Source organism: uncultured Sphingomonas sp., from assembly GCF_913062585.1.
GTDB lineage: Bacteria > Pseudomonadota > Alphaproteobacteria > Sphingomonadales > Sphingomonadaceae > Sphingomonas.
This window is the reverse complement of record NZ_CAJXWX010000021.1, coordinates 59,012-71,623: the sequence shown is the minus strand read 5'-3', so window position 1 is coordinate 71,623 and position 12,612 is coordinate 59,012. Positions and strand designations below refer to the sequence as shown.

Sequence of the window (12,612 nt, the reverse complement as noted above, 5' to 3'; positions counted from 1 at the left end):
GAAGACGGCATACGAGATCTAGGACGGTCTCGTGGGCTCGGAGATGTGTATAAGAGACAGGGGAAACGGTGGCGTTCGGGGGGATAGAGAGCGAGAACATTGAGGCTTGGCACGCCCCTCCCGCAGGCGGGAGGGGATGGGGGAGGGAAGGCCGCAGGCGCTGGTCTCGGTGAGACCCTCTTTCCCTCCCCTCGGTCCCCTCCCGCTTGCGGGAGGGGAGGAAGAAGGTCAGGCGGTCGCTACATCCAGAATTTCCACCGCATCCGCTTTCCCCCCGAACGCCACCGTTTCCCCCGCCATCGCGCCCATCAGCGCACGCGCCAGCGGCGCGGCATAGGCGATGCGGTCATGCGCCGGGTCGGCTTCGTCATGGCCGACGATGGTCAGGGTCCTGGTCTGCCCGTTCAGCCGGATCGTCACCCTGCTGCCGATCCCCACTTCGTCCTCGGCGGGAGCGGGCGCTAGTTCGGCGGTGGCGGCGCGGGTGTTCCAATAGCGGAGTTCGCGCTGGAGCCGGGTCCGGTCCTCGTCCACCGTTGCCGCCGCAACTGCCGCCTCGACCTCTGTCACCTTGGCGCGGGTCAGCTCCAGCCCGCGCGGCGTGACCAGATTGGGGCCGGGCGGGATGGGCAGCTCGAATTTGGGTTCGAGATGTTCCTCATCGGATTCGCGGCGAAAGGCGACACTCATCGGGGATCAACGCTTGGGCTCATGACCCGGCTCCATGGCGGGCGGTTCGGTTCACCGCAAGCGCGGCTTGAGTTTTCGCTGCAATCGTGTAAAGGGCCACGCTTTCACGGAACGCAAACATTCACCCGTGCCGCATGGGTGTATCCGCCAACTAAGAGGGATGGGTCCCTTGGTTCGGCGGTACGCGCTCCTTTTTCTGTTGGAGTCCCCATGCCTTTTTCTGCCTTGCCGCCGGTATTGTCGGCTGCCCTTTCCGCGCGTGGCTATACCGCGCCGACCCCGGTCCAGGCCGCCGTCATCGAGGATGACGCCCAGGGCCGCGACCTGATCGTCTCCGCCCAGACCGGCTCGGGCAAGACCGTCGCCTTCGGCCTCGCCATGGCGAGCGAGCTGCTGGCCGGTGGCGATCACCTGCCCCAGCCGGGTGCGCCGATGGCGCTGGTCATCGCGCCGACGCGCGAGCTGGCGCTGCAGGTCAGCCGCGAGCTGGAATGGCTCTATGCCGGTGCCCGCGCCCGTATCGCGACCTGCGTCGGCGGCATGGACGCCTCGCGCGAGCGTCGTGCGCTCAGCCATGGCACGCATATCGTCGTCGGCACGCCCGGCCGTCTGCGCGACCATCTGGAGCGCGGCGCGCTCGACCTGTCGTCGCTGAAGTTCGTCGTCCTCGACGAAGCCGACGAGATGCTCGACATGGGCTTCCGCGAGGATCTGGAGCAGATTCTCGACGGCACGCCCTCCGAGCGCCGCACGCTGCTGTTCTCGGCCACCATGCCGCGCCCGATCGTCCAGCTCGCCAAGCGGTATCAGAACAACGCCAAGCGGATCGAGACGATCAGCGAGGACAAGGGCCATGCCGACATCGCCTATCAGGCGGTGACGGTGGCCCCGGCCGATATCGAGGCGGCGGTGGTCAACCTGCTTCGCCTGCACGAGGCGGAGGTGGCGATCCTGTTCTGCGCCACCCGCGACAATGTCCGCCATCTGCATTCCAGCCTGGTCGAGCGTGGCTTCTCGGCGGTCGCGCTGTCGGGCGAGCATTCGCAGAATGAGCGCAACCATGCGCTCCAGGCGCTGCGCGACGGCCGTGCCCGCGTCTGCGTCGCGACCGACGTGGCGGCGCGCGGTATCGACCTTCCGGGCCTGACGCTCGTGATCCATGTCGAAATCCCCCGCGATGCCGAAGCGCTTCAGCACCGTTCGGGCCGCACCGGCCGCGCGGGTCGCAAGGGCACCGCGATCCTGATCGTGCCCTATCCGCGCCGTCGCCGGGTCGAGGGGATGCTGCGCGGCGCCCGCATCGACGCCGAATGGCGTCGTGCGCCGACGCTGGAGGAAATCCGCGAGCAGGATCGCGAGCGTCTGCTGGCCGCACTGCTGGCGCCGGTCGAGGTGGATGAGGGCGATCGCGAGCTGGCCACCCGCCTGCTCGCCGAGAAGTCGGCCGAGGACATCGCCGCCGCCCTGGTCCGCGCGCACCGGGCCGCACTGCCCCAGGCCGAGGAACTGGTCGAGGGCGACGCCCCGGCGCCGCGCGAGCGTCGCGAAGGGTTCGACGACACCGCCTGGTTCCGGATGAGCGTCGGGCGCAGCCAGAATGCCGATCCGCGCTGGTTGCTGCCGCTGATCTGCCGTCGGGGGCACATCACCCGCAACGAGATCGGGGCGATCCGTATCCAGCCCAATGAGACGCTGTTCGAGATCCCGTCGGCGCTGGCATCGCGCTTCGTCGCCGCGCTGAAGCGGACTGCGGCGGACCATGCCGAGGACGATATCGCGATCGAGCAGGCCGATGGTCCGCCCGCCGGCGGTTCGGGCCATGGCGGTCCGCGACGCGGTCCGGGCGGCAACCGTCCGATGGGCGGTCGCCCGGCCGGTGGCCCCGGCGGCCCGCGTCGTTACTCGCCACGCCCCACCCAGGGCGGCCCGCGCGGCCCGCGTCGCGGCTGAGCCGATAGCGGTTAAACAAAAAGCCCTCCCCGAGACGCCTCGGGGAGGGCTTTTTTATTCCTCCCCAAGCTCGGCTTGGGGATGGGGACCGCCGGACGTGAGCCCGGTGGTGGAGAGGCAGGGTCCCTCGCTGGCGTTGCCGGCCCCACCACCACGCCCCGCGGGCGCGGTCCCCCTCCCCATCAGAGATGGGGAGGATTAAGTCAGGCGATTTCCCGCCCGGCCTTCCACAGGCGCAGCGCGCGGCCCTGGACGGGGAAGCCGTCGAACGGCGTATTGCCTGCCGAGGCGAAGGCGTCGCCCGAGACCATCCACGGCGTCTCTGCATCGAACAGCATCAGGTCGGCGGGCTTGCCCGGCTCCAGCGTGCCGGTGTCGAGGCCCAGCACCTTCGCAGGATTGCTCGCCAGCATGGTGAACAGCCGGGGCAGGGTGATCCGCTCGTCCCGCACCAGCATCAGCGCGAGCGGCAGGAGCGTCTCCGCCCCCGCCATGCCCGCTTCGGCATCGACGAAGGGCAGACGCTTGGACTCCGGCCCGTGCGGGTCGTGGCCCGATCCGATGACGTCGACCGTCCCGTCCGCCACCGCCGCCAGCGCCGCCTGCCGGTCGCTTTCGTCGCGCAGAGGGGGCGAGAGGCGAGCAAAGGTGCGGAAATCGGTGATCGCGATGTCGGACAGGTGGAGATGCGCGGGCGTGATGCCGCACGTCACCTTCACGCCGCGCCGCTTGGCCGCGCGGATCAAGTCGAAGCCCGCCGCCGTCGTGACTTGGCGGATGTGCAGCTTCGCGCCCGTCTCCTCGGCCAGCATCAGGTCGCGCGCGATCGCCAGCGCTTCGGCGATGGCAGGCGCGGAGGGCAGGCCCAGGCGGCTCGCCGTCTCGCCTTCGGTCGCGACCGCATCGGCGGTCAGGCCGCCATCCTCGGCATGGACGATGACGGTCAGGCCCAGATCGCCGGCATAGGCCAGCACGCGGTGCATCACGCCCGAATCGGCGATCCAGCCGCGCCCGGTGCCCACCGCCCTGGCCCCGGCCGACACGCACACCGCCATCTCCGCCAGGTCGGTGCCCGCCAGCGAGCGGGTCGCCGCCGCGATGGGGTGAATCCAGAGGTCGGGCCGTCCGATCAGTGCGGCACGCTGCACCACGCCCGGATCGTCGAGCACCGGTGACTGGTCGGGCATCAGGCCGATGCGCACGATCCCGCCCGCGCGGAAGGCGGCATTGTCGACCTTGAAGACGCCCAGATCGACGATGCCGGGGGCGAGCATCTTGCCGCCGCAGTCGATCACGGTCGCGCCATCGGGCACGTTTCCGGTGCCGGTGATGACTCCGTCCTCGACCAGCAAAGCCTGGCCCCTGGTCTCGCCGCCAACCGGGCAGACCAGCACGGCGTTGGTGAAGGCGGTGACGCTCATGCCCAGCCCTCCAGCTTGCGGGCTCGGCGGGTCAGCACGTCCAGACAGGCCATGCGGACCGCGACGCCCATCGCCACCTGCTCGGTGATCGCCGATTGCGGGCCGTCCGCCACCTCCGAGTCGATCTCGACCCCGCGGTTCATCGGGCCGGGATGCATGACCAGCGCACCCGGTTTGGCGCGCTTGAGGCGTTCAGGCGTAAGGCCGTAGCGCAGGCGGTATTCGCGGGTGGAGGGAATATAGCCGCCCGCCATCCGTTCATTCTGGACGCGCAGCATCATGACGACATCGGCATCCTCGATCGCTTCGTCGAAATCGGTGAAGGGGGTGACGAACATGCGCTCAATGCCCTTGGGCATCAGCGTGGAGGGCGCACACACCCGCACCTCGGCCGCCAGCGCGGTGAGCGCGAGGATGTCCGAGCGCGCGACCCGGCTGTGCAATATGTCGCCGCAGATGACGACCTTCTGCCCCGCCACGCTGCCTCGGCGGCGGCGGATGGTCAGCATGTCGAGCAGCGCCTGGGTCGGATGCTCGTGCCGCCCGTCGCCTGCGTTCAGGACGGGACAGTCGACCTTGTCGGCGATCAGGCGGACGGCTCCGCTCGCCATGTGGCGGATGACGATGACGTCGGCGCGCATCGCGTTCAGCGTCATCGCCGTGTCGATCAGCGTCTCGCCCTTCTTCACGCTCGACTGGGCGGCGTGCATGTTGACCACGTCCGCGCCCAGGCGTTTCCCTGCAATCTCGAACGACAGGAGCGTCCGCGTCGAGTTCTCGAAAAAGGCGTTGATCTGGGTCAGGCCCGCCAGCCTGGTGTCGGGCGTGTCGGTCGCGCCGCGATCGAGCCAATGTTCCGCCTCGTCGAGCAGGAACATGATCTCATGCGGTTGAAGGCCGTCGATTCCGGTCAGATGCCGGTGCGGGAAAACGGCGCCACCCTGAATGAGCGTGCCGGGGCGATGATCCGATGTCTGCATTAAAGCCGCCGGGTAGCGGGCGCGGCGGCGTTCGGCAAGGCTCGTCTGCGCGACAGGTTCAGCGCGTCGGGCTGGTGATCAGGATATAGCCGTTGCCGATCCGCACCAGCTTGGCGGGGCCGATGGGAAAGCCCTTCGCCCGCAGGGCGGCGACCAGGCTGTCCCTGTTGCCCGACTGGCCCGCGATATGCTCGGTCCAGAACAGTGTCGGGCAGTCGTGCGGCATGAAATGGTCGCTTTCCGGGGTAAGAGGAAAGCCGAAATGCCTGGCGACGATGTCATAGGCGAAGGGAAAGACGGCCCGATTCTCGAAGGGCGGGGCGGCCATGGTCGACAGATTGCCCGTCCAGTCGATATGGACCCGCGTCGAGGGGCAGCGCTGCCGGATCGCCGCAATGGCTCCGCCGGTGCCGTACCAGCTCGCCTGGACCCAGGTCTGTGCCATGTTCGTCCGGATCGCCGACAATGCCGCCAAGGCCATGGCGGCCGACACCAGGACCGCGAATAGGGGACGAATCCGGTCGAGCAAGGCCGCGACACCCAGCGCCATGATCATTGCGAAGACCGGGTGCAGCGTCACCAGATAGCGGCCGATGATGAAGGGCCGCCACAGATGGATGGCGATCATCACCGTGCAACCGATGACCAAGCCGACACCCAGCGTCACCGCCAGATCGGCTTTCGGGGCGAGGCGACGGGCGCGCCAGCTTTGATGGGCGAGCAGGGCGAAGCCGATCGCCGCCAGGAGGGTGATCGCTGGATTGGCGGTCAGCGCACGCTCGACCTCGGTTTCGATCGCCCAGCGCGCGGCGTTGAAGCCGCCCTGGATCCAGAAATTGCGGGTATTGGCCTCGATCCGCCCGAACGACCCGAGGATGTTGATGAGCATCGGGATACCGGCCAGCGTCGCGGCCGCGAGCAGCCGGAGCGCGCTGCCCATGTCGCGGGCGAGCAGGCGGCGCAGGATCATCGTGGCGGCGAGCGAGCCCACCACGATGCTGGCGGCCAGATGGACGTTGAACGCGATCAGCAGGGCGAGGGTCAGCATCGCCCATTCCGCCCGGCGATGCGCGCGATAGCCCCGACCGAAGGCGATCAGCGCGGCGACCGCGACGGCGGCGGAGGCGAAGGCGAGATAGTTGGAACGCAGCTCCGCCGCGCGGTCGATCGCGGGCCAGGCGCAGGCAAGGGCCATGACATAGACCCAGCCGATCCGCCGCAGTCCCTGCGGGATCAGCCACCAGGCGAGCTGGATCGCGGCGGCGGCCAGGATGAAGAGGTTGACCGCGCGGCGCTCCTCGATCGTCGGGCCCAGCCAGGTGGTGGCATGGGCGAGTGCGTAGAAGAGCGGCGGATGATTGTCCGCCAGCCAGCGGTCGAACGCATAGTGCAGGGGCAGGCCCGGCCGGGTGACGTAGAGCGTGTAGAACTCGTCATACCAGGGCCCGCGCAATTGCATGGCCCAGACCATGGCCTCGACCAGCGTGACATAGACGATCGCCAGCATCGCACCCGTCCACAGGGACGGCTGGCCCAGGAGGCGATGGCCCAAGGAGCGGGGGCGCGGCGGGACGGCGGGGCGATCCGGGGTCATGGGCCAGGATGTGCCGCACCCGGCCCATGGCGGCAAGCGGTGCGGGCAGGCCCATCGACCCGCGCCTCCCAATCTGGAACGTCCTAGGGCCGATCGACATTCATAACGCATCGTTCTTCCCCCTCCCCTGGACAGGGCAGAGGGTTAGCGAAGCGTGCTGGCTAGCGCAGCTTGGGTTAGGGGGCGAGCGAGCCCTCACCCAGCTCCGACTAAGCCTTTGCTACGCAAAGACCAAGTCTGCGCAACCCTCTCCCCTTGATGAGGGGGAGGGAAGAATGGGCATGGCTGAATGTCGATCCGGCCTGGTTTGACGGAGCCCGATCTACGCCATCACCAGCGCGTCGATCGCGGCCTGCAGGATGTGTGCGGCGGCCAGATTGTCGATCCGCTCGGCGCGCTTGGCGCGGCTCATGTCCTGTTCGATCATCGTGCGTTCGACCGCGACCGTCGACCAGCGTTCGTCCCACAGCAATATGGGGCCGAGATCGGCGCAGTTGCGGGCAAAGGCGCGGGTGGATTGCGAGCGCGGACTCTCGCTGCCGTCCAGGTTGAGGGGCAGGCCGATGACCAGGCCCTTGCACCCCTGCTGCGCGATCATCGCGATCAGCAGTTCCTTGTCCTTGGTGAACTTGGTCCGGCGGATCAGGGTGGCTGGGCTGGCGAAGCTCCACCCGGCGTCGCACAGCGCGGTGCCCACGGTCTTGGTGCCGACGTCCAGCCCGATCAGCCGACCGCCCGAGGGGAGGACGTTGTGGAATTCGGTACGGTCGGTGGTGATCAGGCTCATCGAAAGGCTTTCAAACGGCGCTCCGCATCGGCGCGGACATTCGCCCAGAACAGGCTATAGTCATAGACGTGGTAGTTGTTGCCCGGCAGCACATAGGGGCCGACGCTCGGCCCTTCGCCGATGGTCAGGATACCGCGCCCTTCGCACTTCGCGGGCACCTTGCCCGCCGCGATGGCGGCGGTCTTCAGATCGGCGGAAGGGAAGAGCGTGCCCAGATTGGCGGTCGCGGGGGCCGCGATGTCCGGCGTGCCGGTCAGCGGGTTGGTGCACAGCATCTGAGTGTCCTTGCGCGGTGCCCCGGTATAGCCGTTGGTCTTGTCGAACACGTCGAGGATCAGCGACGGGTCGGCGGGCTCGCCGAAGCTCTGCCAGCTGAGGATGCAGCCGGTCTGCTCGGCGCGCGCGCAGGCCGGCAAGCCCATGGCGGGCAGGTCGGCGGTCAGCGAGATCGGCCATCCGACGACATAGGCCGCGACGATCCGGCGTTTCAGCGCGGGGTCCTTCGCCACCCGGTCGGTCAGCAGCCGCGAGAGGTGCAGCGCGCCCTGGCTATGCCCCGCCAGGATCAACGGGCGTTTGGGATCGACCTGTTCCAGAAAGGCGGTGAAGGCCGCGTCCACATCGCGGTACGCCAGGTCGAGCGCGCGCTCGGCATCCGCGACGCTGGTCAGGAAGGCGCCGAACGTCGCCTGGCGATAGCGCGGCGCCCAGATGTCGCCCGCTCCGTTGAACGCACTCGCCTGGCCGCGCAGGAACAGCTCGGCGCGGGTATTGGTCTCGGGATCGTCGATCGGCGCGTTCCAGTGCGCCTTGTTGATGTAGGAGGTGGGGTGGATGAAGAACACCGCCGCGCCCTGGCCCGGCTGGCCGGGCGTATAGCCGGTCGGCGTCCACAGCGCCGGGTTGTTCGGAATGTCCGGCCGCGCGAGCCACATCACGCGCCGTTTGTAGAGTTCGGCCGGGGGCGCGGCCTGCGCGCGGAACGATTCGCTGGGCACGGTGGACCAGCGCAGCAACTGGTTGCCGAACATCCGATAGGCAAAGGCGGCCGCGATCGTCAGCACGATGAGCGCCGCCACGACATAGAGGAATTTGCGCGCCAAATCATCACTCCGTTGTGCGGTGCAGCAAAATTGGGCGAGCCGCAATTGCTATCCATGATGCCCCACTTGCCCCCATTGCAATCGCCGAGACGGCAAAAGCGTTGCGCGAAGCCGCGCGGCGATGCTAGCCGCAAATCCATGTCCGTAGATACCGCAACCGTGAAGAAGATCGCGAGCCTTGCCCGCATCGCGATCACCGAGGAGGACGCGACGCGCCTCGCCCCCGAACTGGGGAATATCCTGGGCTGGATCGAGCAGCTGGGCGAGGTCGATACCCAAGGTATCGAGCCGATGACCGCGGTGATCGCCAACCAGCTTCGCCTGCGCGACGACGTCGTCAATGACGGCGGCATCCGCGACCTCCTCATGCAGAACGCGCCGCAGGCCGAACATGGCTTCTTCACGGTGCCCAAGGTGATCGAATGATGACCGGGACCGGGCATCTTTCGATCATCCCGGCGAAGGCCGGGATCTCCATCCCCAAGGGAAACCTCGCGTCATGACCGACCTGACCACACTCGGCATCGCCGCCATCCGCGACGGCGTGCGCGACGGCCAGTTCAAGGCGCGCGAAGTCGTCGAGGCCTTCAACGCCAAGGTCGCAGGCGCCCGTGCGCTCAACGCCTTCCTGGTCGAAACCCCCGACCATGCGCTCGCCGCCGCCGACGCGGCCGACGCGGCGCGCGCGGCGGGCGAGACGCTCAAGCCGCTGGCGGGCGTGCCGATCGGCATGAAGGATCTGTTCGCGACCAAGGGCGTCGCGACCACCGCCGCCAGCAGGATCCTGGAAGGCTTCGTGCCGCCCTATGAGTCCACCGTTTCGCAGAATCTGTGGAATGCGGGCGCAGGGATGCTCGGCAAGCTGAACCTCGACCAGTTCGCCATGGGCTCGTCCAACGAGACCAGCGCCTTCGGCAACGTCATCTCGCCCTGGCGTCGCCCGAACGACACCGCCGCGCTCGCCCCCGGCGGGTCGTCGGGCGGTTCGTCGACGGCGGTGTCGGCGGGGCTGGCGCCGGGCGCGACCGGCACCGACACCGGCGGCTCGATCCGCCAGCCCGCCGCCTTTACCGGCATTTCGGGCATCAAGCCGACCTATGGCCGCTGCTCGCGCTGGGGCACGATCGCCTTCGCCTCCTCGCTCGACCAGGCGGGGCCGATGGCGCGCGATGTACGCGATTGCGCGATCATGCTGGAGGCGATGGCGGGCTTCGACGCCAAGGACGCGACCTCGCTGAAGCTCGACGTGCCGAACTGGGAAGCCGCGCTGTCGGCGGACCTGAAGGGCAAGCGCATCGGCGTGCCCAAGGAATACCGGGTCGACGGCATGCCCGCCGAGATCGAGGCGCTGTGGCAGCAGGGCATCGACTGGCTGGGCGATGCAGGCGCCGAGATCGTCGAGGTCTCGCTGCCGCATACCAAATATGCGCTGCCTGCTTACTACATCATCGCACCGGCCGAGGCGTCGTCCAACCTCGCCCGCTATGACGGCGTGCGCTACGGCCTGCGCGACCTGCCCGAAGGGGCGGGGCTTCAGGACATGTACGCCGCCACCCGCGCGGCCGGTTTCGGCGACGAGGTGAAGCGCCGCATCCTGATCGGCACCTATGTGCTGTCGGCGGGCTTCTACGACGCCTATTACACCCAGGCGCAGAAGGTCCGCACGCTGATCGCCCGAGATTTCGAGCGCGCGTTCGAGCAGTGCGACGTGCTGCTCACCCCGACCGCGCCCTCGGCGGCGTTCGCGCTGGGCGAGAAGCAGGCCGATCCGCTGGCCATGTACCTCAACGACGTGTTCACGGTGCCCGCCTCGCTGGCCGGGCTGCCCGCCATGTCGGTGCCGGGTGGTCTGGACAAGGACGGGCTGCCGCTCGGCCTGCAGATCATCGGCAAGCCGCTGGACGAGCAGGGCGTGCTGAACGCCGGGCTGGCCATCGAGCACCGCGCGGGCTTCACCGCCCGTCCGCAGGCCTGGTGGTAAGCGACCGCGCCTTCACGGCCCGCAACATCGCCGTGTTGCGGGAGGCGCAGGGCGCCCTGAACGTCGCGTTCGGGGCGATCCTGAGCGCCTATGTCGGCGTATCGCTGAGCCATATGGAAAGCCAGCCCTTCGACCATCACACGCTGGCGCGGTTCTTCCTGGGTGTGGCGGGCTTCATCCTGTGCCTGTGCGTCGGCAACAGCGTGATCCTGCGCGGCGAGATCCGGCTGGGCGCCCTGTTCCTCGTGCTAGGCGCGGGCGCGGCCTATATCGGGTTGCGGGAGGCGCGGCATCTCGGTTTCGAGACGTCGGTCCTGCGCATCCTGTCGACCTGCTGGATCGTCGCCCTGCTGGGCAGCAACGCCGTCCTGACGGCGATCAACTATCTTCATCATCGAGATCGAACATGAGCGAATATCGCATCCAGGGCGCGAGCGGAGAATGGGAGGTCGTGATCGGCCTGGAAGTCCATGCCCAGGTCACCTCCAACGCCAAGCTGTTTTCCGGCGCGGCGACCGCCTTCGGTGCGGAGCCGAACACGCAGGTGTCGCTGGTCGACGCCGCGATGCCCGGCATGCTGCCCGTGCCGAACATGGAGTGCATCCGCCAGGCGGTGCGCACCGGCATGGCGATCGACGCGCAGATCAACAAATGGTCGCGCTTCGACCGGAAGAATTACTTCTACGCCGATCTGCCGCAGGGCTATCAGATCAGCCAGCTCTACCACCCGCTGGTGGGTGAGGGCGCGATCGAGATCAGCCTGGACGAGAAGAACCCCGACGGCCCGACCAAGTCGATCGGCGTCGAGCGCATCCATGTCGAGCAGGATGCGGGCAAGCTGATGCACGATCAGCATCCGACCCGCTCCTATGTCGACCTCAACCGTTCGGGCGTGGCGCTGATGGAGATCGTCAGCCGCCCCGACATGCGTTCGCCCGCCGAAGCAGGGGCTTATCTGCGCAAGCTGCGCGCGATCCTACGGTACGTGGGCAGCTGCGACGGCAATATGGAAGAAGGGTCGATGCGCGCCGACGTGAACGTGTCGGTCCGCAAGCCCGGCGATGAATTCGGCACGCGTACCGAGACGAAGAACGTCAACTCGGTCCGCTTCGTCATGGCCGCGATCGAATATGAGGCCAAGCGCCAGGTCGCGGTGCTGGAGGATGGCGGCAAGATCGTCCAGGAAACCCGCCTCTTCAATGTCGAGAGCGGCACCACGCGCTCGATGCGGTCGAAGGAAGATGCGCATGATTACCGCTACTTCCCCGATCCCGATTTGCTGCCGCTGGAACTGACCGACGCGTTCGTCGAGGAATGCCGCGCCAGCCTGCCCGAACTGCCCGACGCCAAGCGTCGTCGCTATGAGGCGCTGGGGCTGACCCCGTATAATGCGGGCGTGCTGACCGCCGAGGTCGAGACGGCGCGTTGGTTCGACGGGCTGCTGGAGGCGCTGGAAGGCACGAGCGCCAAGCCGGCCCAGGCGGCCAACTGGGTCGCGGCCGAGCTGTTCGGTGCGCTCAACCGGCTCGACAAGGACATTACCGAGAGCCCGGTGTCGCCTGCGCAGGCGGCCGAGTTGCTGGCGCTGGTCGCCGACGGCACGCTGTCGGGCAGCCTGTCCAAGCAGGTGTTCGAGATCATGCTGGAGACGGGTGACGGCCCGAGCAAGATCGTCGAGGAGCGTGGGCTCAAGCAGACGAGCGATACCGGCGCAATCGAGGCGGTGATCGCCGAGGTTCTGGAAAAAAATCCGAACCAGCTGGGTCAGTATCGCGCTGGAAAGGAAGCGCTGTTCGGCTTCTTCGTCGGGCAGACGATGAAGGCGATGGGTGGCAAGGCCAACCCGGCGGTGGTCAACGACCTGCTGAAGAAGGCTTTGGCGGGGTGATGTATTGCTCCCCCTCCCGCAAGCGGGAGGGGGCCGGGGGGAGGGTAGGGAGCCTCGCAGAGGGCATCGCCTGTGGCTTTCCCTCCCCCATCCCCTCCCGCCTGCGGGAGGGGCGTGCCCTTGGCGAGCGACATGCGCTGTCGTGAGGTTCGAATCTAGCGAACGGCCTTCGATAATCTTCTCGCCTTCCCGCAAGCGTCTCCCCTCCCGCATGGGGG

General features: G+C 68.0%; 11 protein-coding genes. 5 read left to right on the top strand and 6 right to left on the bottom strand.

The window, feature by feature from the left end; all coding sequences use genetic code 11:
* Nucleotides 1-228: 228 nt before the first annotated feature.
* Nucleotides 229-690, bottom strand: a complete 462-nt coding sequence (locus QZ546_RS13710; RefSeq protein WP_294238572.1) for a GreA/GreB family elongation factor — start codon at nt 688-690, stop codon at nt 229-231.
* Nucleotides 691-900: 210 nt separating this feature from the next.
* On the opposite strand from QZ546_RS13710, the gene QZ546_RS13705 reads away from it, so the two are divergent.
* A complete protein-coding gene (locus tag QZ546_RS13705) occupies nt 901-2,640 on the top strand; it encodes a DEAD/DEAH box helicase (protein ID WP_294238570.1) in 1,740 nt (579 codons plus the stop codon).
* A gap of 203 nt (nt 2,641-2,843) precedes the next feature.
* Here the strand turns inward: QZ546_RS13705 and QZ546_RS13700 are convergent, their stop codons facing one another.
* The 5 genes from QZ546_RS13700 to QZ546_RS13680 all read right to left on the bottom strand — a co-directional run bounded on the left by QZ546_RS13700 (nt 2,844) and on the right by QZ546_RS13680 (nt 8,525).
* Nucleotides 2,844-4,061, bottom strand: a complete 1,218-nt coding sequence (locus QZ546_RS13700; RefSeq protein ID WP_294238567.1) for a dihydroorotase family protein — start codon at nt 4,059-4,061, stop codon at nt 2,844-2,846.
* The gene (locus QZ546_RS13695; protein ID WP_294238564.1) at nt 4,058-5,041 is read right to left on the bottom strand and encodes an aspartate carbamoyltransferase catalytic subunit; all 984 of its coding nucleotides are present in this window, start codon (nt 5,039-5,041) and stop codon (nt 4,058-4,060) included. Before QZ546_RS13695 ends, QZ546_RS13700 begins: the two co-directional genes overlap by 4 nt.
* A 58-nt stretch (nt 5,042-5,099) precedes the next feature.
* Nucleotides 5,100-6,593, bottom strand: a complete 1,494-nt coding sequence (locus tag QZ546_RS13690; RefSeq protein ID WP_294238561.1) for a hypothetical protein — start codon at nt 6,591-6,593, stop codon at nt 5,100-5,102.
* 364 nt (nt 6,594-6,957) lie between these two features.
* Nucleotides 6,958-7,422, bottom strand: coding sequence for a Holliday junction resolvase RuvX (ruvX, locus tag QZ546_RS13685; protein ID WP_294238558.1), 465 nt, complete (start codon nt 7,420-7,422; stop codon nt 6,958-6,960).
* A complete protein-coding gene (locus QZ546_RS13680) occupies nt 7,419-8,525 on the bottom strand; it encodes a DUF3089 domain-containing protein (protein ID WP_294238555.1) in 1,107 nt (368 codons plus the stop codon). The genes ruvX and QZ546_RS13680 overlap by 4 nt, the downstream gene beginning before the upstream one ends.
* A 138-nt stretch (nt 8,526-8,663) precedes the next feature.
* On the opposite strand from QZ546_RS13680, the gene gatC reads away from it, so the two are divergent.
* The 4 genes from gatC (at nt 8,664) to gatB (ending at nt 12,394) form a co-directional block, all read left to right on the top strand.
* On the top strand, nt 8,664-8,951 hold the full coding sequence (gene gatC / locus QZ546_RS13675; protein ID WP_294238552.1) for an Asp-tRNA(Asn)/Glu-tRNA(Gln) amidotransferase subunit GatC: 288 nt from the start codon (nt 8,664-8,666) through the stop codon (nt 8,949-8,951).
* Between the two features lie 73 nt (nt 8,952-9,024).
* A complete protein-coding gene (gene gatA, locus QZ546_RS13670; RefSeq protein ID WP_294238547.1) occupies nt 9,025-10,506 on the top strand; it encodes an Asp-tRNA(Asn)/Glu-tRNA(Gln) amidotransferase subunit GatA in 1,482 nt (493 codons plus the stop codon).
* The gene (locus QZ546_RS13665) at nt 10,500-10,916 is read left to right on the top strand and encodes a hypothetical protein (RefSeq protein WP_294238544.1); all 417 of its coding nucleotides are present in this window, start codon (nt 10,500-10,502) and stop codon (nt 10,914-10,916) included. The genes gatA and QZ546_RS13665 overlap by 7 nt, the downstream gene beginning before the upstream one ends.
* Nucleotides 10,913-12,394, top strand: coding sequence for an Asp-tRNA(Asn)/Glu-tRNA(Gln) amidotransferase subunit GatB (gatB, locus tag QZ546_RS13660; protein WP_294238541.1), 1,482 nt, complete (start codon nt 10,913-10,915; stop codon nt 12,392-12,394). The genes QZ546_RS13665 and gatB overlap by 4 nt, the downstream gene beginning before the upstream one ends.
* Nucleotides 12,395-12,612 lie beyond the last annotated feature (218 nt).

Coding starts and splice junctions, on each gene's coding strand:
- QZ546_RS13710 (WP_294238572.1), bottom strand. CDS start 690: ATGAGTGTCGCCTTTCGCCGCGAATCCGATGAGGAACATCTCGAACCC.
- QZ546_RS13705 (WP_294238570.1), top strand. CDS start 901: ATGCCTTTTTCTGCCTTGCCGCCGGTATTGTCGGCTGCCCTTTCCGCG.
- QZ546_RS13700 (WP_294238567.1), bottom strand. CDS start 4,061: ATGAGCGTCACCGCCTTCACCAACGCCGTGCTGGTCTGCCCGGTTGGC.
- QZ546_RS13695 (WP_294238564.1), bottom strand. CDS start 5,041: ATGCAGACATCGGATCATCGCCCCGGCACGCTCATTCAGGGTGGCGCC.
- ruvX (WP_294238558.1), bottom strand. CDS start 7,422: ATGAGCCTGATCACCACCGACCGTACCGAATTCCACAACGTCCTCCCC.
- gatC (WP_294238552.1), top strand. CDS start 8,664: ATGTCCGTAGATACCGCAACCGTGAAGAAGATCGCGAGCCTTGCCCGC.
- gatA (WP_294238547.1), top strand. CDS start 9,025: ATGACCGACCTGACCACACTCGGCATCGCCGCCATCCGCGACGGCGTG.
- gatB (WP_294238541.1), top strand. CDS start 10,913: ATGAGCGAATATCGCATCCAGGGCGCGAGCGGAGAATGGGAGGTCGTG.